19 protein-coding genes are annotated in these 20,902 nt (G+C 62.6%); 8 read left to right on the top strand and 11 right to left on the bottom strand.

Annotation, left to right across the window (positions count from 1 at the left end; genetic code table 11):
* Positions 1–33: 33 nt before the first annotated feature.
* The 4 genes from yjfF to ytfQ all read right to left on the bottom strand — a co-directional run bounded on the left by yjfF (position 34) and on the right by ytfQ (position 4,618).
* Positions 34–1,005 (bottom strand): galactofuranose ABC transporter, permease protein YjfF, encoded by a 972-nt coding sequence (yjfF, locus tag K7H91_RS14880; protein ID WP_230721055.1) that lies wholly within the window; start codon positions 1,003–1,005, stop codon positions 34–36.
* Positions 1,002–2,015: an ABC transporter permease gene (locus K7H91_RS14875; RefSeq protein ID WP_018064762.1), complete on the bottom strand. Its 1,014-nt coding sequence runs from the start codon at positions 2,013–2,015 to the stop codon at positions 1,002–1,004. Before K7H91_RS14875 ends, yjfF begins: the two co-directional genes overlap by 4 nt.
* The gene (locus K7H91_RS14870) at positions 2,015–3,526 is read right to left on the bottom strand and encodes a sugar ABC transporter ATP-binding protein (RefSeq protein ID WP_230721054.1); all 1,512 of its coding nucleotides are present in this window, start codon (positions 3,524–3,526) and stop codon (positions 2,015–2,017) included. The genes K7H91_RS14875 and K7H91_RS14870 overlap by 1 nt, the downstream gene beginning before the upstream one ends.
* Positions 3,527–3,667: 141 nt before the next feature.
* Positions 3,668–4,618 carry a galactofuranose ABC transporter, galactofuranose-binding protein YtfQ gene (gene ytfQ, locus K7H91_RS14865; RefSeq protein WP_026173465.1) on the bottom strand — a complete coding sequence of 317 codons (951 nt, stop codon included), beginning with the start codon at positions 4,616–4,618 and terminating at the stop codon, positions 3,668–3,670.
* A gap of 260 nt (positions 4,619–4,878) precedes the next feature.
* Between ytfQ and K7H91_RS14860 the strand changes: the two genes are divergently transcribed.
* The 4 genes from K7H91_RS14860 to K7H91_RS14845 all read left to right on the top strand — a co-directional run bounded on the left by K7H91_RS14860 (position 4,879) and on the right by K7H91_RS14845 (position 7,251).
* Entirely contained in the window at positions 4,879–5,892 is a 1,014-nt protein-coding gene (locus K7H91_RS14860; RefSeq protein WP_230721053.1) for a LysR substrate-binding domain-containing protein, read from the top strand.
* Between the two features lie 73 nt (positions 5,893–5,965).
* Positions 5,966–6,376: a universal stress protein gene (locus K7H91_RS14855; protein WP_230721052.1), complete on the top strand. Its 411-nt coding sequence runs from the start codon at positions 5,966–5,968 to the stop codon at positions 6,374–6,376.
* Positions 6,377–6,429: 53 nt separating this feature from the next.
* Positions 6,430–6,750, top strand: a complete 321-nt coding sequence (locus K7H91_RS14850) for a TraR/DksA family transcriptional regulator (protein WP_230721051.1) — start codon at positions 6,430–6,432, stop codon at positions 6,748–6,750.
* A 72-nt stretch (positions 6,751–6,822) separates the two neighbouring features.
* Positions 6,823–7,251: a VOC family protein gene (locus tag K7H91_RS14845; RefSeq protein WP_230721050.1), complete on the top strand. Its 429-nt coding sequence runs from the start codon at positions 6,823–6,825 to the stop codon at positions 7,249–7,251.
* 13 nt (positions 7,252–7,264) lie between these two features.
* Here K7H91_RS14845 and K7H91_RS14840 read toward each other — a convergent pair whose 3' ends face one another.
* Positions 7,265–8,161 (bottom strand): hypothetical protein, encoded by an 897-nt coding sequence (locus K7H91_RS14840; RefSeq protein ID WP_230721049.1) that lies wholly within the window; start codon positions 8,159–8,161, stop codon positions 7,265–7,267.
* A gap of 223 nt (positions 8,162–8,384) precedes the next feature.
* Here K7H91_RS14840 and K7H91_RS14835 point away from each other — a divergent pair, with 223 nt between their 5' ends.
* Positions 8,385–8,897 (top strand): lysozyme inhibitor LprI family protein, encoded by a 513-nt coding sequence (locus K7H91_RS14835; protein ID WP_230721048.1) that lies wholly within the window; start codon positions 8,385–8,387, stop codon positions 8,895–8,897.
* Positions 8,898–8,959: 62 nt separating this feature from the next.
* Entirely contained in the window at positions 8,960–9,454 is a 495-nt protein-coding gene (locus K7H91_RS14830; RefSeq protein ID WP_230721047.1) for a GNAT family N-acetyltransferase, read from the top strand.
* A 218-nt stretch (positions 9,455–9,672) separates the two neighbouring features.
* Here K7H91_RS14830 and glpK read toward each other — a convergent pair whose 3' ends face one another.
* From glpK to K7H91_RS14815, 3 genes are all read right to left on the bottom strand, one after another.
* Positions 9,673–11,163: a glycerol kinase GlpK gene (gene glpK, locus K7H91_RS14825; protein WP_230721046.1), complete on the bottom strand. Its 1,491-nt coding sequence runs from the start codon at positions 11,161–11,163 to the stop codon at positions 9,673–9,675.
* Positions 11,164–11,201: 38 nt separating this feature from the next.
* Positions 11,202–12,704: a glycerol-3-phosphate dehydrogenase gene (glpD, locus tag K7H91_RS14820; RefSeq protein ID WP_230721045.1), complete on the bottom strand. Its 1,503-nt coding sequence runs from the start codon at positions 12,702–12,704 to the stop codon at positions 11,202–11,204.
* Between the two features lie 95 nt (positions 12,705–12,799).
* Complete coding sequence (locus K7H91_RS14815) at positions 12,800–14,209, bottom strand: MFS transporter (protein ID WP_230721044.1); 1,410 nt, start codon at positions 14,207–14,209, stop codon at positions 12,800–12,802.
* Between the two features lie 188 nt (positions 14,210–14,397).
* Between K7H91_RS14815 and K7H91_RS14810 the strand changes: the two genes are divergently transcribed.
* A complete protein-coding gene (locus K7H91_RS14810) occupies positions 14,398–15,387 on the top strand; it encodes an MBL fold metallo-hydrolase (protein WP_230721043.1) in 990 nt (329 codons plus the stop codon).
* A 182-nt stretch (positions 15,388–15,569) separates the two neighbouring features.
* A complete protein-coding gene (gene guaB / locus K7H91_RS14805) occupies positions 15,570–17,072 on the top strand; it encodes an IMP dehydrogenase (protein ID WP_230721042.1) in 1,503 nt (500 codons plus the stop codon).
* 187 nt (positions 17,073–17,259) lie between these two features.
* On the opposite strand, the gene K7H91_RS14800 is transcribed toward guaB, so the two are convergent.
* From K7H91_RS14800 to K7H91_RS14790, 3 genes are read right to left on the bottom strand one after another with little or no spacing between them, the layout of a single operon-like run.
* The gene (locus tag K7H91_RS14800) at positions 17,260–18,078 is read right to left on the bottom strand and encodes a transglutaminase family protein (RefSeq protein ID WP_230721041.1); all 819 of its coding nucleotides are present in this window, start codon (positions 18,076–18,078) and stop codon (positions 17,260–17,262) included.
* Positions 18,079–18,107: 29 nt separating this feature from the next.
* Positions 18,108–19,046 carry an alpha-E domain-containing protein gene (locus tag K7H91_RS14795; RefSeq protein WP_230721040.1) on the bottom strand — a complete coding sequence of 313 codons (939 nt, stop codon included), beginning with the start codon at positions 19,044–19,046 and terminating at the stop codon, positions 18,108–18,110.
* 2 nt (positions 19,047–19,048) lie between these two features.
* Positions 19,049–20,461, bottom strand: coding sequence for a circularly permuted type 2 ATP-grasp protein (locus K7H91_RS14790; RefSeq protein ID WP_230721039.1), 1,413 nt, complete (start codon positions 20,459–20,461; stop codon positions 19,049–19,051).
* Positions 20,462–20,902: the final 441 nt, after the last annotated feature.

The following is a 20,902-nucleotide window of genomic DNA, read 5'->3' as shown; positions in this document are numbered from 1 at the left end:
GTCCCCGGCAAGCCGGAGACTGTGCTGTTGTTTTCATTGTGCTGTTGCCCGCTCCGTGGTCAAGCGCAGCAAGCCCTTCTGCAGCAGGATGAACAGGAGCAGAAGAATACCGATGGCGATCTTGGTCCACCAGCTCGAAAGCGTTCCGTCGAAGACGATGTAGGTCTGGATCAGGCCCATGGTGAGAACGCCAAAGAGCGTGCCGAACACATAGCCCGCGCCGCCCGTCAGAAGCGTGCCGCCGATAACGACGGTGGCAATCGCCGTCAGCTCCGTGCCGACGGTCGCGAGCGGATAACCGGAACCGGTGTAGATCGCGAACACGATGCCGGAAAGCCCGGCCATGAAGCCGGAAAAGGCGTAGATCGAGACCGTGGTGCGCCCGATCCGCGAGCCCATCAGCCGCGCCGTCTGCTCGCCGCCGCCAAGCGCGAACACATTGGCGCCGAACCTTGTCTTGTGCGCGACCAGATGGCCGACCACGAAGGAAAGCAGCATGACGATGCCGATCAGCGTCAGCCGGCCCTTGCCGGGCATCACCCAGTAGGTCTTCTGCAGCATGTTGAAGAATTCATTGTCGATCGGCACGGAATCGATGGTCAGCATATAGGCGACGCCGCGCGCCAGGAACATGCCGGCAAGCGTGACGATGAAGGCCGGCATGCCGAGCGTGTAGATCAGCCAGCCCATGGCCGCGCCGAAGGCCGTGGTGATGGCGAGCAGCAGCGCGAACACTACGAGCGGATGCAGCCCGGTGTCGCGCAGCAGGACCGAGATGAACACACCGGAAAATGCGATCACCGAACCGACCGAAAGATCGATGCCGCCCGACAGGATCACTACCGTCATGCCGACGGCGACGATGCCGAGATAGGCATTGTCGGTGAGCAAATTGCCCACCACCCGCGTTGACAGCATGAACGGGAACTGGATGTAGCAGATCGCATAGGCGACGATGAAGATCGCGATCGTGGCGTAGAGCGGATAGAGGCGCGGATTTCTCATTCTCCCGCCTCCTGTGCGGTCTTGCGGCCCAGCAGTTTCTGCCTCAGATATTTCAGGTCGCCGGTGATGTTGGGCGATTGCAGAACCAGGATGAAGATCACCAGCACCGCCTTGATCACCAGATTGTATTCCGAGGGGAAGCCGGCGAGCAGAATGCCGGTGTCGATGGTCTGGATGATCATCGCGCCGATCACCGCCGCCGAGATCGAGAACCGCCCGCCCATCAGGGAGTTGCCGCCGACGACGGTGGCGAGCACCGCGTCGAGTTCGAGCCAGAGCCCGGCATTGTTGGCGTCCGCGCCGCGGATATCGGCGGTGATGATGATGCCGGCAAGCGCCGCGCAGAAGCCGGAGGCCATGTAGACCGCGATCAGCAGGACGCGGGCATTGATGCCGGCGAGCGCGCTTGCCCGCCGGTTGACACCGATCGCCTCGATCAGGAGCCCGAGCGCGGTGCGCCGCACCAGCAGGATCGCAAGCGCCGCCGTCAGCACCCAGATCCAGACGGGCACCGGCATGCCCAGCACGGAGCCGGAGCCGAGAAAGGCGAAGCTCGGCAGGTTGAAGGTGAGAATCCGCCCCTCGGTGATCAACTGCGCGATGCCGCGCCCGGAGATCATCAGGATCAGCGTGGCGACGATCGGCTGGATGCCGATGAAGGCCACCAGCACGCCGTTGAAAAGGCCGGCCGCGAGCCCGGCGATAACCGCCATGGCAATCGCCGCCGCAAGGCCGTAGCCCGCGCCGATGGTGGCGGCCGCCATCGCGCCGGTAATCGCGATCACGGTGCCGACGGAAAGGTCGATGCCGCGGGTGGCGACCACCAGCGTCATGCCGATCGCCAAGAGCGCCACCGGGGCGCCGCGTTTCAGAACATCGATCACCGGCCCGACGAAGCGGCCGGACGAATATTCGATCTGCAGGAAGCTCGGGAAAAACAGGCTGACGAGGGCCACCAGCACCGCGAGCGTGATCAGTTGCGGGATAACGCGTTTCAGTCCGGCGGGCATCACACGGCCTCCGTCTTTTTCGAGGAGGCGATGGTCTTGACGATATTGTCGGTGGCGATCTCCGCGCCGGTCAGTTCGGCGACATGGCGGCGGTCGCGCACGACGATGACGCGGTCGGAAACCGCGATCAGTTCGTCAAGCTCGGATGAGATGATCAGGATTGCCATGCCCTCCTCGGTAATGTCCTGGATCAGGTGCAATATTTCGGCATGCGCCCCGACATCGATGCCGCGCGTCGGCTCGTCGAGGATCAGGAAGCGCGGGTTCATGGCAAGCCAGCGGGCGAGCACGACCTTCTGCTGGTTGCCGCCGGAGAGTTCGCCGATCGGCTTTTCCGCGCTGGAGGTGCGGATATCGAGCTTCTCGATATATTCGGCGGCCAGCCGGTCCTGCTCGGCGCGGCTGATCGGGCGGGCCCAGCCGCGCCGCGCCTGAAGCGCCAGTGTGATATTCTCGCGGACAGACAGATCGGCGATGATGCCGTCGGTCTTGCGGTCCTCGGGCGCAAAGCCGAAGCCGGCCGCGATCGCGTCGCGCGGATTGGCGATCGCGATCTTGCCGTTTTCATCGGAGATCGAGCCGGACTGGGCGCTGCGCACGCCGAAGATCAGTTCCGCGGTTTCGGTGCGGCCCGAGCCGAGCAGCCCGGCAAGGCCGACCACCTCGCCGCGATGGATATCGAGATCGAAGGGTTCGATGAAATTGCGCTTGCCGAAATCGCGCACCTTGATCAGCGGTTCGCTGCCGACCCGGCCCTCGGTGCCGCGGCGCTGGGCGTCTGTTTCGCTCTCGTCCAGCTCGCGGCCGAGCATGTGGGAAATCAGCCGCACCCGGTCGAGCTCGGCGGTCTTCTCGGTGGTGATCTTGCAGCCATTGCGCAGCACGGTCACGCGGTCGGTGAGCGCGAAGACCTGATCGAGGAAGTGGGAAACGAAGATGATGCCGAGGCCCTCGTCGCGCAGCTTGCGCACGACGTCGAACAGCATCTCGACCTCGCGGGCATCCAGGCTCGCGGTCGGCTCGTCGAGGATCAGCACCTTGCCGGAAAGCGCCACCGCGCGGGCGATGGCGACGATCTGCTGGACGGCGACCGAATAGCTGCCGAGATCGCGATTGACGTCGATGTCGAGACCGTAGCCGGCGATCATCGCTTCGGCCTCGCGGCGCATGGCTCCGCCGTCGATGATGCCGAAACGGCGCGGTTCGCGGCCGAAGGTGAGGTTCTGCGCGACCGTGAGGTTCGCTAGCAGGTTCACCTCCTGATAGACCGTGCCGATGCCGAGATCCTGGGCCTCCAGCGTGGAACGCGGGGAAATGGTCTGGCCGTCCAGCGTGATCGTGCCCTCGTCGCGGCTGTAGGCGCCGGTCAGGCATTTGATCAGCGTGGATTTGCCGGCGCCGTTTTCGCCGAGCAGGGCGTGCACTTCACCGGCGGCAAGCTCGAAATCGACATCGTCGAGCGCCTTCATGCCGACGAAGCTCTTGGTAAGGTTTTGAATTGTCAGAAGCATTTTCGAGCACCCTGGATCGATCGCGCGGCGCCTTTTGTCTTGCAAGCATTTTCGGCGGGCGAGGCGCCCGACCGAAATATGCTTCAGGCGTGCCGAGGCGGCCGGGACCCCGATGACCCCGACCGCACCCGGGAGGATGGCTTAGTAGCCGAGGCTCTTGCGGCGCTCTGCCTCACCCGCAGGATCGTCTGCCTGGGTGTAGAGCTTCGATTCCGTCTGGATGAATTTCGGCGGCATGGTGCCGTCGGCCCAGTAGGCTTCCAGAGCATCGAAGGCGGGACCGGCCATGTTCGGCGTCAGTTCCACCGTGGCATTCGCCTCGCCGGCGGCCATGGCCTGGAAATAGTCCGGAACCGCGTCGATCGCGACGATCAGGATATCGGAACCGGGCTTCAGGCCGGCTTCCTTGATCGCCTGGATGGCGCCGACGGCCATGTCGTCATTATGCGCATAGAGCGCGCAGATGTCGGCCCCGCCGTTTTCCGCCTGCAGGAAGCTTTCCATAACTTCCTTGCCCTGCGAACGGGTGAAGTCGCCGGTCTGGCTGCGGACGATCTCGATATTGTCATGACCTTCGATCGCATTGCGGAAACCGGTGGCGCGGTCGATCGCCGGCGAGGAGCCGGTCGTGCCCTGGAGTTCCACAACGCGGCAATCCTTGTCGCCGACCTCTTCGACCAGCCAGCCGCCGGCCACTTCGCCCTCATGCACGAGGTTGGAGCCGACCGCCGTCAGATAGAGATCGTCGGAGCTGTCGACCTGGCGGTCGAGCAGGACGACCGGAATGTCGGCATCCTTGGCTTCTTCCAGCGCGCTGTCCCAGCCGGTGGCGACGACCGGGGCGAGCAGGATGGCGTCAACGCCCTGGGCCACGAAGGCGCGGATGGCGGCGATCTGGTTTTCCTGCTTCTGCTGGGCGTCGGAGAATTTCAGGTCGATGCCGCGCTCTTCGGCCTGCTGCTTGGTGAGCGTGGTTTCCGCTGCGCGCCAGCCCGATTCGGAGCCGATCTGCGAAAAGCCGACGGTCTGGGCCGAGGCGGCGGCTGCCGTCATGGTGATGGCGGCGACGGTTGTAAGCAATAGAGACTTCATCTGTTATGTCCTCCCGTTAACAGAACGCGGCAAGGCTTTGCCGCAGACGCCGGCGGCGCTTTCGAGCCACCCGGCACTACGCCGAGACATTCCGCACGGTCGGGGGCATGTCCTCCCGCCACGACCGTTGCGTTTTGCGGCAACCGGCAGGTTTCCCGGCCAAGCTTCCCGCAAAAAATGTCCTTGCGATGAGGGGAGTGTTGCAATTTACCGCTATAGGGACAAATGAATAATCGTGTTTCTGATATAGCAGAAATGGTATGGATATGACGTCAGACGGCGAGCGCTACAGCGGACAGGACGAATTCATCCGGCGCGGACTGCGGTTTTCGCAGATGCGTCTGATCGCGTTGCTCGACCGCAAGGGCCAGATATCATCGGCCGCCGCCCAGCTCGGCATGACCCAGTCGGCGGCCTCGCGGCTGTTGTCGGAACTGGAGCATACGGTCGGCGCCAAGCTCTATGAACGCCACGGCCGCGGCGTCGAACTGACAGAGGCCGGCCAGGCGATGGCCGAGCAGGCGCTGGTGATCCTCAACCAGCTCGATTACGCCCATCGCGAGATCGCGCAGATCGTCGAGGGCGCGCGCGGGCTGGTGCGCATGGGCGCGGTGACCGGCCCCTCGCTGCAACTGATCATGCCGGTCATCCGGCAGCTCAGGAGAGATTTTCCCGAGATCGAGGTTTCGGTGCAGGTCGATACCTCGGACAAGCTCGCCGAGGCGCTGTTTTCCCACGCTGTCGATTTCTACATCGGCCGCCTGCCGGAGGATATGGACGCGAAATCCGTGACCATGCGGCCGCTGGGCGTCGAACCGGTGACCATGATCGCGGGCGTGCACCATCCGCTCGCCGGCCGGGAGTCGATCTCGATCGGCGAGTGCCTGGACTATGACTGGGTGATGCAGCCGGTCGGCACGCCGTTGCGTCGCTCGGTCGAGGCGCATCTGATGGCGAATGGCTTCCAGCTTCCCCGCCATGTTCTGGTCACCACATCGCCGCTGCTCTCGCTCGCCATGATCGCGGAGACCGACGCGGTGACGCCGGTCGCCCGGCCGGTGGCGGATTTCTTTCATGCCGGCGGCAAGCTCGGCGCGGCGATCTGCCAACTGCCCGTGCGCGAGGCCATCGATGTCAGCGCCTATTCGATCATCCAGCGCGTGTCGGCGCTGCAGCCGCCGCCGGTCAAGCGCGTGCTGGCATTGATCGAACGCGAGATCGCGCTTCACCCCGACCAGTTTCCCGAAAGCGGCGCGCGGCGTCCGCAGAATTGATCTTAGTCAATGCCGCACTCCGGCAGGACGGGCAGATTGAAGCCATAAGTTCTGCACAGAGGAGCAAGACGTCATGTTTACGAAGATCATCGTTCCTGTCGATATTTCGACCCTCGACAAGGGCGCCGATATCTTCAGGAAAGCCGCCAGCCTTCTGGACGAGGGCGGGAAGATCATACTCCTCCACGTGGTGGAGGAAGTGCCTTCTTACCTCGCGATCGACATGCCGGCCGATCTCATCGCCAATGCCACGGACGAGGCGCAGGACAAACTCGTGAAGTTGCGCGACGACACCGGCATCGATGCCGAGATCGAATTGCGCAGCGGCCCGCCGGCGCGCGAAATTCTCGCCTGCGCCAAGGAGCAGGGCGCGGACCTGATCATCATCGCCTCGCATCGGCCGGATTTCTCGAACTATCTGTTGGGATCGACCGCCGACAGGGTCGTGCGTCACGCCGTCTGTTCGGTGCTGGTGCGCAGATAATCATATCATTGAGGGCTTCCGGCCGGCAGGTCGGACAGCCGAGGAGAACAATCATGGACGTTGCACATTACAAGGCCGTGCTGGAAACGCGCCAGGCCGAAATCCTGAAACGGCTGCACCGGATCGACGATGATCTCGGCCGCACCCGCGATCCCGACAGCGCGGAACGGGCGACGGAAGCCGAAAACGACGAGGTGCTGGAAGAGTTCGGCCATGTCGGCTCGGACGAGTTGAAGGCGCTTGAAGCCGCCCTGCAGCGCATCGAGGCCGGCACCTACGGCAAATGCGTGAAGTGCGGCAAGCCGATCTCCGAGGAACGTCTGGAAGTCGTGCCGCAGACGCCATTCTGCAAGAAATGCGCCGCTTCTCTTTGATCTGGCGGATGGGCGGAGGCTGATTGGCCTGAAGGTCAAAGCCTTCGACCCGCTTCAAAAGGAAGGCCGGTCATGGCAACAAACCAGCTTCATCGCGGTCGTCTGATTGACCACGTTCAGCTCGTGGTTCCCGATTTCAAGGCCAGCGAAACCTTCTACAAGGCGGTCATGTCGGTACTCGACATACCGGTTTTCGTCATGGGCGATGATTACCTCATGGCAGACGAACTGGTCGTATCGTCCGTTGGCAGCGCAACCGCTTCGGGTCAACTGACCGGGCGTCATCATCTCGCCTTCCAGGCGAAAGATCGTGCGACCGTTGACGCTTTCTACAGCGCTGCGCTGGCGCATGGAGGGCGTGACAATGGCGCGCCCGGCCTGCGGGCCTATCATCCGTCCTATTACGCCGCCTTCGTCCTCGACCCCGAGGGCAACAATATCGAGGCCGTGTACCAGGGAGAGGCAAAACGCAGCGCGCCCTCCGTTACAATTGATTTCTAGAGCAGCCACGTTGTTAGGGCGCTGCAGGCGTTCCGGTGGCCGTGACCTTGGTTCCTGCGATGGCGGCTGAGAGAGCGGAAAGGTCTCCGCTGGAAAGACTTTCCAGGGAGAGACCGGGTTCGCTGTCGATGCTCAGCGTCCAACTGCCTTCCGGTTTGGGGAAGGCCCGGATCAACGCGCTGAGTGCGGCCAATGATTCGGGGGGCATCGTTGTCTCAGGCCAGCTTGCAAGCATCGCAATCGCAGCCTCCTGAGCTGCCGCGATTGCGGGGCGTGGGTCCTGGTCGGCAGGCAGGGTGCTCAGGATGGGCGGCGCGAAGAGCCCGGCGAAGAGGCCGTTGTCTTCAAGAGAAGCCTCAAAATGATCGAGCGTGCCAGTGACCTCGGTCAGATTTGATAGCGGCACATCGCTGTTGTCGAAGTCCGAGAGACCGGCTGATAGCGAGAGACGGCCGAGCTTTCCGGCGCTGAGCTCGAAATCGACCTCGCCGGTGCGATCAGTCGGATCGGTCGTGTAGGCAAGGTGAAGGTCTATGCCGGTACTGGAGAGGCTGATGATGTAATCCTGGAGCGGTGAGCCCGTTTGCGGCACGATACGCAGACCCTTTAGCGTCAGATCGGCAGCGGCGGAAAGCTTCGCGGTCGGCAAGGTTTGCGGGAGGTCGGGACTGAGCAGAACGACTTCATCAATTCTATAATGGATGTATGAACTCTCGACCCAGGACAGGTCAGTGGCGCGGCAGCCGCCATCGACATCTTCGATAAGGGTATCTTGTGTGGTCTTAACGTCCGGAATGGAGGCGAGAAGCGCAGCACAATCGGCGAGAGGCGCGGTCTTGTCCGCAAGCTCGGCCAGACTCGGCTGGGAAAACAGCGGAACAGCTAAAGCGAAGAGGCTGAGCGCTCGCATCGTTGCGACTCCATAAGAACGGTAAGGTTGATGTCGGCTTTCAGTGCCGAGTGCGGTAGGAATGTGGCGCTCTACACGCTCCGTCAACAGGACTTCAAGACCGGGCAACCGAATTGGGGGCACATAACTGCGGAAAGCGCGGTCGCCGGCTGAATGATCGTTTTGACACGGACCCGCCTCTCGCTCAATATGATGCGCATTGCGAACATGAGGAGCGGCGATCATGAAGGCGTTTGGTTTGAGTTTGGCGGCGGCATTGATGCTGGCCGGATCGGCTTTCGCTCAGGATGAAGAGGTCAAGTATTCCGACGCGCCGACGGCGGATTGCCTTGCGGCGGCCGATACGGCGGATGCGATGCGCGCCTGTATCGGGCTTGCGACGGCAAAATGCGTCGATGCCTCGGATTATGGCTCGACCACCGTCGGCATGGCGGAATGTACGGGCAAGGAAACCGACTTCTGGGACGCGAAGCTGAACGCGACCTACAAGGAACTGATGGCGCGCGCCGAAAAGTTCGACAAGATGAACGCGGACGATCCGCGCATCATGTACAAGATCGCCGACAGCCTGCGCGACATGCAGCGCGCCTGGATCACCTTCCGCGACGCGTCCTGCACCTTTCAGTATGCGCTCGGCATGGGCGGCACGATCGCTTCGACGCTCGCGTCGGGTTGCCTGCTCGAGATGACGGCCGGCCAGTATATCTATCTCGAAAATTCCTGGCAGGAGAATTGAAGCGCGTGGACGAGCCTCTCGCGGCGTTGTAGAGCCGGGTCAGACCCAATTCAGGTGAGCCCATGCTGATACGCGATGCCGTGGAGGCCGATCTTCCGGCCATTCTCGAGATTTACAACGACGCTGTCATGAATTCGACCGCGATCTGGAACGAGATCGTGGTCGATCTCGACAACCGCCAGACCTGGCTGGCCGCGCGCCGCGCCAAGGGCTTTCCGGTGCTTGTGGCCGAGCGCGACGGCACGGTCCTCGGCTATGCGAGCTATGGCGACTGGCGCGCCTTTGACGGCTATCGCCACACGGTGGAGCATTCCGTCTATGTGCGCAGCGATGCGCGCGGCGGCGGCATCGGCCGGGCGCTGATGGAGGCTTTGCTCGCCTATGCGAAAAAGGCGGGCGTTCATGCGATGATCGCCGCCATCGAGGCCGGTAATGCCGGCTCCATCGCGCTGCATGAAAAGCTCGGCTTCTTCCACACCGGCCGCTACCCTGAGGTCGGCACCAAGTTCGGCCGCTGGCTCGACCTCGTCACCATGCAGTATCTGTTTGCGGAGTAGTGAGACTGCTGACTAGGCCGCGGCCACAGCGTTTTGTCTCACGCAGCCCCCACAGGGGTCATGCTCGGGCTTGACCCGAGCATCCATACTGCGCAAGCCGTTGATCAGAAGGGTATTTTTTAGTCGATGCGAGACGGCCTGGATCCTCCGGTCAAACCCGAGGACGACGCGGGAGAGGCAGGTGGTCCATTGAAAAGTGCGTGCGTTGGGAAAGGCGTTCAAATCGCCCCGAGTGTGCGGTTGACGGCGTTTTTCCAGCCCTTGTAGAGCCGCTCGCGGGTGGCCTCGTCCATTGACGGGGTGAACTGGCGGTCGAGCGCCCAGATTTTCGAGAATTCCTCGCGATCGGGGTAGATTCCAGCCCGGCTGCCGGCGAGCCAGGCGGCACCCAGCGTGGTGGTTTCGACCACTTTGGGTCGGTCGACGGGAACGCCCAGAATGTCGGAGAGAAACTGCATGGTCCAGTCATTGGCGCTCATGCCGCCATCGACCCGCAGGATATTGGCGCTGTCGGCGCTGCCCCAGTCATCCTGCATCGCTTCCAGGAGGTCGCGGGTCTGGTAGCCGACGCTTTGAAGCGCGGCGCGGGCGAATTCGGCGGGGCCGGAATTGCGCGTCAGCCCGAAGATCGCGCCGCGGCTTTCGGCATCCCAATAGGGCGCGCCGAGGCCGGTGAAGGCCGGCACCATGTAGAGCGTCTGCCCGGCATCTGCGGATTTTGCCAGCGCATCGGTCTCGCCGGCATGGCGGATCACCTTCAGCCCGTCGCGCAGCCATTGCACCACCGCCCCGGCGATAAAGATCGAGCCTTCAAGCGCATAGGTGGGCTGGCCGTCAAACTGGTAGGCGATGGTGGTCAGCATGCGGTTCTTGCTCTGAACCATCCTGTCGCCGGTGTTGAGCAGCGCGAAACAGCCGGTGCCATAGGTGGATTTCAGCATGCCGGGCGTAAAACAGGCCTGGCCGATGGTTGCCGCCTGCTGGTCGCCGGCAACGCCGTAGATCGGGATTTCGCGGCCGAACAGATCGGCGCGCGTCATGCCGAAATCGGCGGCGCAGTCCTTCACCTCCGGCAGGATCGCCTGCGGGATATCAAGGAGCTTGCAGATATCGGCGTCCCATTCGCCCTTGTCGATATTGTAGAGCATGGTGCGCGCCGCATTGGTGGCGTCCGTCACATGGGAGCGCCCGCCGGTCAGCCGCCAGATCAGATAGGTGTCGACCGTGCCGAAGGCGAGCTTGCCGTCTTCCGCCTGCCGGCGCGCGCCCTCGATATTGTCGAGCAGCCAGGCGAGCTTGGTGGCCGAGAAATAAGGGTCGAGCAGCAGGCCGGTGGCCGACGTGATGAAACCTTCATGGCCGTCCTCGCGCAGTTTCGCGCAGCTCTCGGCGGTGCGCCGGTCCTGCCAGACGATGGCATTGTGGATCGGTCGCCCGGTGTCACGGTCCCAGACGATCACAGTCTCGCGCTGGTTGGCGATGCCGATCGCGGCGATATCGGAGGTCGCGACCTCGGCGCGCTCGATCGCCTCGCGGCAGGTGGCGGCGACCGTCGACCAGATGTCGGCGGGATTGTGCTCGACATGGCCGGAAGCGGGATAATGCTGGGGAAACTCCTCCTGGGCGGATGCCACGATCTTCATTGCGTCATCGAAGATAATGGCCCGGCTTGATGTCGTGCCCTGGTCAATTGCCAGAATATGGCCCATGGGTTTCTCCTCCCCGTTTTACTGCACGGCGCTTGCCTTCAATCGACCGCCTTCAGCCAATCGTCAAGCGCCGCGATTTCCTCGCTGCTCATCCTAAGGCCGCACTTGGTGCGGCGAAAGGCGATATCCTCCGCCGTGACGGCAAATTCCTTTTCCATCAGCCAGCGCACCTCGGCCTCGTAAAGCCCGGCGCCGAAATCGCGACCGAGATCGGCGGGCGTTTTTGCATCGCCAAGCACGTCCCAGCATTCGCTGCCATAGCTGCGGATCAGTCGCAAGGCAGCGGCACGGTCGAGGAAGGGGTAATCGCGGACGAGCCTGTCGGGCATGGCCGCCGTGTCGGCAACCGGAAAGTCGCCGCCGGGCAATGTCGATGTTGCCGTCCAGTCGTCGCCCGCCTGTGGAAAATAGTGGGACAGCTTGTGGATAACCGCCTCGGCAAGCTTGCGATGGGTGGTGATCTTGCCGCCGAAGACGCTGAGTAGCGGCGCGCCTTCCTTGCGCAGCGAAAGCACATAATCCCGCGTCGCCTCGGTGGCGGAGGAAGCGCCATCATCATAAAGCGGACGGACGCCGGAATAGGTCCACACGATATCGTCGGTCGTGACCGGCTTTTCGAAATATTCCGAGGCGAAGCGGCAGAGATAGTCCGCCTCCTCGGGCGTGCATTTCGCTTCGCTCGCCGGGCCGTGGTGGTCCTGATCGGTGGTGCCGATCAGGGTGAAATCCTGCTCGTAGGGGATCGCGAAGATGATCCGGCCGTCGGAGCCCTGAAAGAAGTAGCAGCGGTCATGGTCGTAAAGCTTGCGGGTGACGATATGGCTGCCGCGCACGAGGCGCACTTTTTCCTTCGTCTCGATGCCGAGCGTGTCTTTCAGCAGATCGGCGACCCAGGGCCCGCCGGCATTCACCAGCGCGCGGGCATGGACCGGCGGCTGCGGGCCGGCGGCATTTTCAAGAGAGATCTTCCACAGCGTCGTACCATCCTCACCCGCCACCTGTTCGGCCCCGGTCACCCGCGTGCGGGTCATGATCCGCGCACCGCGCGCGGCGGCATCGCGCGCCATCAGCGAAACAAGGCGGGCATCCTGCACCCAGCAGTCGGAATATTCGAATGCGCGCCGATATTCGTTTTTGAGCGGTTTGCCGGCCTCGTCGCGGGAAAGATCGAGCGCCTTGGTGGCGGGCAGGATCTTGCGCCCGCCGAGATGGTCGTAGAGGAACAGGCCGAGTCTCACCAGCCACCAGGGGCGCAGGCCCTTGTGGTGCGGCAGCACGAAACGCATCGGCCATGCGATGTGCGGCATCGCCTTCAGCAGCACCTCGCGTTCGATCAGCGCCTCGCGCACCAGCCGGAATTCGTAATATTCGAGATAGCGCAGCCCGCCATGATAGAGCTTGGTCGAAGCCGAGGAGGTGGCCGAGGCAAGGTCGTGCATCTCCGCGAGCGCCACTGTCAGTCCGCGCCCGCTGGCATCACGCGCCACGCCGACGCCATTGACGCCGCCGCCGATAACAAAAATGTCGACAGGTTCCGACATGCGCGCTCCCGCTGGTGAACGGGGGAAGCATGCGCGGATACATTCGTTTTGTCAAAGAAAATGTTCGAAAATATTCGTTTTGGCGTTTTGCGAACTCATTCGGCCGCTTCGCCGCTGGCCTCCGGCTTCAGCCGTCTGTGACCGGAAACGGCGGAGCCGCTGTCGGCGTCAAGCCGCAACAGCGGAATGATCGCGGCCAGCGAAATGAAGGAAACAACGAAAAAGGCGATGTGGAAGTGCTGGACCGTCAGGCCTTCGCCGGTAATCCAGCCCGTGACCTCGAGGATGGTTGCGGCGAAGGCGACGCCAAGCGCGAGACTGACCTGCTGGAACATCGAGGTCGAAGCCGTTGCCTGACTTGCCTGCGCCGGCTCGATATCGGCATAGCCGAGCGCGTTGACGCCGGTGAAGAAGAACGAGCGGCAGAGCCCGGTGGCAAACAGCAGCGTGACAATGATGATGTAGGGCGTCGTCGCCTCGAAGAAGGCGAAGCTCATCGTCAGCAGCGAGGCGCCGAGTGCTGCAACCATCAGCACGGTGCGGAAACCGTAGGCGGCAAAGACGCGCGGCGCTACGAACTTCATCACCAGCGCGCCGACCGCGCCGACAAAGGTGATCATGCCGGACTGGAACGGGTTGAGCCCGAAGCCGAGCTGCAGCATCAGCGGCATCAGAAACGGAAACGCGCCGGTCGCCATCCGGAAGAAGGCCGAGGCGCCCACCGCCGCGCGATAGGTCGGCGTCTGGAACAGCTTCAGGTTCAGGAGCGGATTGGCCTTGCGCCGTGCGTGCCAGAGATAGGCAAGTGCTGCCGCGATGCCGATCAAGGTGGTGATGATCCCGGTTGACGGCGGCAGGGCCGGTAGCGAGATCACCGACATGCCGAAGACGATGCCGGAAGCGGCGGTCGCCACCAGGAAGAAGCCCATCCAGTCGAGGTTCGACGTCGGCTCATCCTTGATCGTCGGCAGGAATATGGCCGACATGATGAGACCGACAATGCCGATCGGCACATTGATCAGGAAGATCCAGTGCCAGGAGAAATAGGTAGTGATGAAGCCGCCCACCGGCGGGCCCGCCATCGGCCCGACCAGCGCCGGGATCGTCAACAGCGCCATGGCGCGCACCAGTTCGGAGCGGTCGGTGGTGCGCAGGATCACGAGACGGCCCACCGGCGTCATCATCGCCCCGCCCATGCCCTGCAGAAAGCGGGCGCCGACGAATTCCAGCAGATTGCCGGAGACGGCGCAGGCCACCGAGCCCAGCAGGAACACGAGGATCGCGGAGCGAAACACCCGCGCGGCGCCGAAACGGTCGGCCATCCAGCCGGAGACCGGAATGAAGATCGCCAGCGCCACCATATAGGTCGTCAGCGCCAGTTTCAGCGTGATCGGCCCGACATTGAGATCGGCGGCGATCGCCGGCAGCGCCGTGGATATCACCGTTGAATCCATGTTTTCCATGAACAGGGCAACAGCCATGATGAGCGGAACGACGGGATTCATAGACGGGACTTCTCTGTCAAAAACATGCGAAAGGCATACTTATTAGACCCCACCGTCCGAAACGCCAAACGATAATCACGCGGCGTTTCACGCAAAAGTGAGACCCGAGCGCGGCCGAAATGGACTCATTGTCTTGAAACCGTGGTTTTCTCCCCAAAGTCAGTGTTTTTATTTCAAGGAGGACGATGATGGCAGAAGACAATGGCATTCACCGCCGCCGCCTGATGGCGACAGCCGGCATTACCGCACTTGCCGCGCCCTTTATCGCCAGAGGCGGCAGCGCGATCGCCGCCGACGGAGAGACGATGGAAACGTCGCGGGGTCCCCGGGCGGACAGCTTCAACCTCGGCGATTTCAAGCTGGTCGTGGTCGAGGACGGCACCCGCGTGATGGAAAATCCGGGCGATACCTTCGGCACGGGGCAGGATCCGGCAACCGTCGCGGCACTGCTGGAAGAAAACTTCCTGCCTGAGGACAAGATGGTGAACGGCTTCGCGCCGGTGCTGGTCGATACCGGCGAGCAGACGATCCTGTTCGACACCGGCATGGGCCCGGCCGGTCGCTCCTGGGGCGCGGGGCAGCTTATGGCGGGCCTGAAGGCCAATGGCTATCAGCCCGGCGATATCGATGTCGTGGTGATCACCCATATGCATGGCGACCACATCAACGGGCTGATGGAGGAGGGTGGACCGGCCTTTCCCAATGCCAGCTATGTGTTCGGCGACAAGGAATATGCCTTCTGGAGCGATGAGGCCCGCGTCGGCACGCCGGCGGAAGGCGGGCATGAAAGCGTCACGAAACTGATCGTCCCGCTCGCCGATCAGGCGCGGTTCATCACGGGCGGCGATGAGGTGGCGCCCGGCATCACCGCCATGGAGGCTTTCGGCCATACGCCGGGCCACATGATCTTCATGCTCGAATCGGGCGGTCGGCAATTGCTGCTCACCGCCGACACCGCCAATCACTACGTGCTTTCGCTGCAGCGGCCGGACTGGCAGGTGCGGTTCGACATGGACAAGGAGATGGCGGCGGCGACTCGTCGCCAAGTCTTCGACATGGTCGCGGCGGAGAAAATCCCGTTCCTCGGCTATCACATGCCGTTCCCCTCGGTCGGCTATGTCGAGAAGACTGACCAAGGCTATATGTTCATGCCGAAAACCTACCAGTTCGCGCTTTGAGACCTCAATAGCGCCACGGCTTTGCTGGAAAACCCTGCAATCCGCAGTCATGGCTGCGGATTGCTATTTCCAAGCCGTCATCTTCGTGTTACGAGCACTCGCCAACTTCCAGGATTATCTTGCAAGGGACCGGATGGGGAAATCCTTCCGGGCCATTTCGTATTTTGAAAAGGAAATTGGCCATGGCGCAAATCATTCAGGCCGCGACCGGCATGCAGGCGCTCACCTTCGACGATGTGCTGCTGCAGCCGGGTCATTCCGAGGTCATGCCGGGCGAGGTCGATGTTTCGACCACGATCGCCCAGGACATCCACCTCAACCTGCCGATCCTCTCTTCCGCCATGGATACCGTGACCGAGGCCCGGCTTGCCATCGCCATGGCGCAGGCCGGCGGCATCGGCGTCATCCACCGCAACCTTTCGCCCCATGAACAGGCCGAGCAGGTTCGCCAGGTCAAGAAGTTCGAAAGCGGCATGGTCGTCAATCCGGTGACGATCGGTCCCGACGCCACGCTCGCCGAAGCGCTGGCGCTGATGAAGGCCCATCACATCTCCGGCATTCCGGTGGTCGAGCAGGGCACCAGCGACGGCCACACATCGGGCCGGCTTGTCGGCATTCTCACCAATCGCGACGTCCGCTTCGCCTCCAATCCCGAACAGCGCATCTATGAGCTGATGACGCGCGAAAACCTGATCACCGTGCGCGAGACGGTCGAGCAGCAGGAAGCCAAGCGCCTGCTGCACCACCACCGCATCGAGAAACTGCTGGTGGTCGACGATCGCGGCCATTGCGTCGGCCTGATCACCGTGAAGGATATCGAGAAATCGCAGCTCAACCCCAATGCCTCCAAGGATGCGCAGGGCCGGCTCCGGGCTGCTGCCGCGATTTCGGTCGGCGATGATGGCTATCAGCGCGCCGAAATGCTGGTCGATGCAGGCGTCGACCTGATCGTGATCGACACCGCCCACGGCCATTCGCAGAAGGTTCTGGATGCGGTCGGCCGGGTGAAGACGCTGTCGAATTCGGTGCGCATCATGGCCGGCAATGTCGCGACGTCGGACGGTACCAAGGCGCTGATCGATGTCGGCGCGGATGCCGTCAAGGTCGGCATCGGGCCGGGCTCGATCTGCACCACCCGCATTGTCGCCGGCGTCGGCGTGCCGCAGTTGGCAGCCGTCATGGCCGCAGCCGAGGCCGCGCGCGCGGCGGGCATTCCGGTGATCGCTGATGGCGGCATCAAGTTTTCGGGCGATATGGCAAAGGCGATCGCCGCCGGCGCGGATGCCGTCATGGTCGGCTCGCTGCTTGCTGGTACCGATGAAAGCCCGGGCGAGGTGTTCCTTTACCAGGGCCGCTCGTTCAAGGCCTATCGCGGCATGGGCTCCGTCGGCGCGATGGCGCGCGGCTCCGCCGACCGCTATTTCCAGGCGGAGGTGCGCGATACGCTGAAACTGGTGCCCGAAGGCATCGAAGGCCAGGTGCCCTACAAGGGCCCGGCCGGCGCGGTGCTGCACCAGCTCGGCGGCGGCCTGCGCGCCGCCATGGGCTATGTCGGCGGCAAGACCATCCCCGACTTCCAGGAAAAGGCGACCTTCGTCCAGATTTCCAACGCGGGCCTGCGCGAAAGCCACGCCCACGACGTGACGATCACCCGCGAAAGCCCGAACTATCCGGGTAGCGTTTGAACCCTGAGGCAAGACCTATCAGCCCACGATCTCCCCCCTTGAGGGGGAGATGTCGCGAAAGCGACAGAGAGGGGTATGGGCATAAGCCGCAAACTCCGAGTATGAGGAAAGGGTTCACCCCTCTCCGCCCCTGTCGGGGCATCTCTCCCTCAAGGGGAGAGATTGTTTGGGGCAAGCGGCATCGATTTCAACTCTGGCTCTGCGACTGGCTCTGGCCGGCCACGCTGAGCTTTACCTCGAGCGTTTCGCGGCCGCCGCCGATGGTCATGCCGGAGACGGGGGCGGCGTCGCGGTAGTCGAGGCCGGTGGCGACGCGGACGTAGCGTTCGTCCGGGCAGACCTTGTTGGCGGCGTCGAAGCCGACCCAGCCGAGGCCCTCCAGATAGCATTCCGCCCAGGCGTGGCTTGCGGTCTGGTTGGGGCCTTCCTCCATATAGAGATAGCCCGAGACATAGCGCGCCGGCACCTTCATCGCGCGCGCCGCGGCGATCACAATATGGGCGTAGTCCTGGCAGACGCCTTCCTTGTTTTCCAGCGCCTCGGCGGCGGTGGTCGCAATCGAGGTGGAGCCGGGCTTGAAGGTCATCGACTTGTGCAGGATGGCCATCAGATCGTGCAGCCGGGCGAGATCGGAATCGCCTTCAAGGCGGGCGATAAGCGCCTTGATCGGCTCTTCCGCCATCGTCAGCGGCGTCGGCCGCAGGAACAGCCAGAGCGGAATATCGGGCGAGGCCGGACCGAAAATACCGTCGGTATCGCGGGTTTCGACCACGCCTGCCGCAGTCAGCCGCACGGTCTTGTGGTCGCCTTCCACCGAGACGAGGCGGACATGGTTTTCATACTGGTCGATATAGGCAACCTCGCTCTTGGCGCCCTCGATTGATACCGTCCAGTCCTTCACGGTCTGGCTCGCGGCGCTCACCGGCGTCAGCCGCAGCCGCTGCAGGGAGAACTGAACCGGCTCGTCGTAACTGTATTCAGTCACATGGCTGATGTTCAAAAGCATAGTTTCCTGTCCCTTTTCACGCTTCTGCGTCAGACGTAGAAGCGATACCCCTCGCTGATTTGCTGGCTGACGATATTGTTGCGGCTGACGAAATCCTCCAGGAATTCATGCAGGCCGTTATCCATGATCGTCTTGATCTTCTGCGTTCTCAGCGTGTTGCGGATCGCATGGGCGGTTTCGTGCGCCTGCACCCGGGCGCCATAATCGGCGGCCAGGTAGTCGAGGTTCAGCACGATCTTCTCGTAGCAATAGGCGAGCGAGCGCGGAAGCTGCACGTCCAGAAGCAGAAACTCGGCGATCTCGCTCGGCCGGTATTCGCCGTTATGCACCCAGCCATAGGCGCGGTGGGCGGAGACCGATCGCAGGATCGATTCCCACTGCAGATTGTCGAGCGAGGTGCCGACATGGTGCACCGAAGGCAGGAGCACGTAATATTTCACGTCCAGAATGCGGCTGGTGTTGTCGGCGCGCTCGATGAAGGTGCCGATATGGGCGAAATTATAGATCTCGTTCCTCAGCATCGAGCCGTGGAAGGCCCCGCGGATCAGCGCGGTCCGGTGCTTGATCACGTCGATCGCCTTGGGCAGGTCGGCCGGCTTCACCTTGGCGCCCAGCAGCGCGCGGGTGTCGATCCAGCACTCGTTGGTCGCTTCCCAGGTTTCCCGGGTCAGCGCGGTGCGCACCATGCGGGCGTTCTGGCGGCCGGAATCGATGCAGGAGACGACGCTGGAGGGATTGCGGCGGTCGCGCAGCAGAAAGTCGATGGCGTTATCGGCCGTCAGCTTGTCGTAGACCTCGAAATAGGCCTCCTGAACGCCGGCGCTCTGCAGGATGCCGTCCCAGTCGTCGGCGCCCTTGGAGCGGGTCAGCGACACCCGCTGGCCGGCATCGATCAGCCGGGCCATGTTCTCCGCGCGCTCGATATAGCGAAACATCCAGTAGAGGCCGTTTGCGGTTTTTCCGAGCATGATCAGTCCTCCAGCACCCAGGTGTCCTTGGTTCCGCCGCCCTGGCTGGAATTGACCACCAGCGAGCCTTCCTTCAGCGCCACGCGCGTCAGCCCGCCGGGCATGATGCGGACGCGATCGGAAACCAGGACATAGGGACGAAGGTCGACATGGCGCGGCGCGATGCCCTTCTTGACGAGGATCGGCACGGTCGACAGCGACAGCGTGGGCTGGGCGATGTAGTTCCCCGGCCGGGCGCGCAGCTTGGCGGAGAAATCCTCAAGCTCCTTCTTGCTTGCCGTCGGGCCGACCAGCATGCCGTAGCCGCCCGAACCATGGACCTCCTTGACCACGAGGTCGGCGATGTTGTCGAGCACATAGGCGAGGCTTTCCGGTTCCGAACAGCGCCATGTCGGCACGTTCTCCAGAAGCGGTTTCTGGCCGGTGTAGAATTCGACGATCTCCGGCATGTAGGAATAGATCGCCTTGTCATCGGCAATGCCGGTGCCCGGCGCGTTGGCGATGGTGATGTTGCCGGCGCGGTAGACATCCATGATGCCGGGAATGCCGAGCGCCGAATCCGGGCGGAAGGTCAGCGGATCGAGGAAGTCGTCATCGACGCGGCGGTAGATCACGTCGATCGCCTGGTAGCCGCGCGTGGTGCGCATCTGCACCTTGCCGTCGATGACGCGCAGGTCCGATCCCTCGACCAGTTCCACGCCCATCATGTCGGCGAGGAAGGAGTGCTCGTAATAGGCGGAATTATAGATACCGGGGGTCAGCACCGCCACGCGCGGGCGGGTGCCGGCAAAGCCGGGTGGCGCCAGCGTTGCAAGACTTTGGCGCAGAAGCTGTGGGTAGTCCTCCACCCGTCGCACGCGGTTCTTGTAGAACAGTTCGGGAAACATCTGCATCATGGTTTCCCGGTTCTCCAGCATGTAGGAGACGCCGGAGGGCGTACGGGCATTGTCCTCCAGCACGTAGAACTGGTCCTCGCCGGTGCGCACGATGTCGGTGCCGACGATATGGGTATAGACCCCGCCGGGGGGCTCGAAGCCGATCATTTGCGGCAGGAAGGCGTCGTTCTCCTCGATCAGCCGGCGCGGCAGGCGGCCTGCCTTGATGATTTCCTGCTTGTGGTAGATGTCCTTCAGGAAGGCATTAAGGGCGATCACGCGCTGCTCGATGCCGGCGGCCAGCTTGCGCCATTCGCGCCCGGCGATGATGCGCGGAACGATATCGAAGGGGATCAGCTTTTCCGAACTGTCGGCATGGCCGTAAACGGCAAAGGTGATGCCCGTCTTGCGGAATATGTTTTCGGCATCTCGGGATTTAGCGATCAATGATGCAGGATTTTGCTGGCTGTACCAGTCGTAATAATCCTGGTAGGGCGCGCGCGGCTGGTTGTCCGCGGTCATCATTTCATCGAATGCCAAAGCGTTCATCCCCCGATTGTTATTCTTACATATCAATACAACATCGTCAGCAATGCAAGGACCATGCCTTGCCGCGCGACAACCATTTTTAAAGTGCTCCTTCACAGAAACGCGCCGAAAAACAGGCAGTTCCGCAATACTTCGCCGATTTAGTGTGCAACGCCCGCCCGCCGCCGGCGCTTTCCGCGCAAAAACAAAACCCGCCGGCGATGCGGCGGGTCGGTTGATAGAGGGCACTTCACTCTGCTTTTCATTTCTGAGTCATCTTCGGGCTTGACCCGAGGGTCTAAGCACATATGACCACGACAAGCGTCTCGGACCAAAAAAACTATTTAAATACAATCTCCTCAGAAACGCCAACTCCGCTCGCGTGGAGCGGTAGTTAGATCCTCGGCACAAGGCCGAGGATTGTTTGTTGAAAACGGCCTATTGTTAAAGCGG

Origin of the sequence: Martelella mediterranea, assembly GCF_021021415.1 — a bacterium.
GTDB classification, from domain to species: Bacteria; Pseudomonadota; Alphaproteobacteria; order Rhizobiales; family Rhizobiaceae; genus Martelella; species Martelella mediterranea_C.
Note: the sequence above shows the minus strand (reverse complement) of the source record. Positions and strands in the feature narration are given on the sequence as shown.

Excerpts from the sequence above, each read along its gene's own strand:
- K7H91_RS14860 (WP_230721053.1), top strand. The coding sequence starts at position 4,879 with ATGGATATGACGTCAGACGGCGAGCGCTACAGCGGACAGGACGAATTC.
- guaB (WP_230721042.1), top strand. The coding sequence starts at position 15,570 with ATGGCGCAAATCATTCAGGCCGCGACCGGCATGCAGGCGCTCACCTTC.
- ytfQ (WP_026173465.1), bottom strand. The coding sequence starts at position 4,618 with ATGAAGTCTCTATTGCTTACAACCGTCGCCGCCATCACCATGACGGCA.
- K7H91_RS14795 (WP_230721040.1), bottom strand. The coding sequence starts at position 19,046 with ATGCTCGGAAAAACCGCAAACGGCCTCTACTGGATGTTTCGCTATATC.
- K7H91_RS14830 (WP_230721047.1), top strand. The coding sequence starts at position 8,960 with ATGCTGATACGCGATGCCGTGGAGGCCGATCTTCCGGCCATTCTCGAG.
- glpK (WP_230721046.1), bottom strand. The coding sequence starts at position 11,163 with ATGGGCCATATTCTGGCAATTGACCAGGGCACGACATCAAGCCGGGCC.
- glpD (WP_230721045.1), bottom strand. The coding sequence starts at position 12,704 with ATGTCGGAACCTGTCGACATTTTTGTTATCGGCGGCGGCGTCAATGGC.
- K7H91_RS14810 (WP_230721043.1), top strand. The coding sequence starts at position 14,398 with ATGGCAGAAGACAATGGCATTCACCGCCGCCGCCTGATGGCGACAGCC.
- K7H91_RS14815 (WP_230721044.1), bottom strand. The coding sequence starts at position 14,209 with ATGAATCCCGTCGTTCCGCTCATCATGGCTGTTGCCCTGTTCATGGAA.
- K7H91_RS14850 (WP_230721051.1), top strand. The coding sequence starts at position 6,430 with ATGGACGTTGCACATTACAAGGCCGTGCTGGAAACGCGCCAGGCCGAA.
- K7H91_RS14840 (WP_230721049.1), bottom strand. The coding sequence starts at position 8,161 with ATGCGAGCGCTCAGCCTCTTCGCTTTAGCTGTTCCGCTGTTTTCCCAG.
- K7H91_RS14835 (WP_230721048.1), top strand. The coding sequence starts at position 8,385 with ATGAAGGCGTTTGGTTTGAGTTTGGCGGCGGCATTGATGCTGGCCGGA.
- K7H91_RS14800 (WP_230721041.1), bottom strand. The coding sequence starts at position 18,078 with ATGCTTTTGAACATCAGCCATGTGACTGAATACAGTTACGACGAGCCG.
- K7H91_RS14870 (WP_230721054.1), bottom strand. The coding sequence starts at position 3,526 with ATGCTTCTGACAATTCAAAACCTTACCAAGAGCTTCGTCGGCATGAAG.
- K7H91_RS14855 (WP_230721052.1), top strand. The coding sequence starts at position 5,966 with ATGTTTACGAAGATCATCGTTCCTGTCGATATTTCGACCCTCGACAAG.
- K7H91_RS14845 (WP_230721050.1), top strand. The coding sequence starts at position 6,823 with ATGGCAACAAACCAGCTTCATCGCGGTCGTCTGATTGACCACGTTCAG.
- yjfF (WP_230721055.1), bottom strand. The coding sequence starts at position 1,005 with ATGAGAAATCCGCGCCTCTATCCGCTCTACGCCACGATCGCGATCTTC.
- K7H91_RS14875 (WP_018064762.1), bottom strand. The coding sequence starts at position 2,015 with ATGCCCGCCGGACTGAAACGCGTTATCCCGCAACTGATCACGCTCGCG.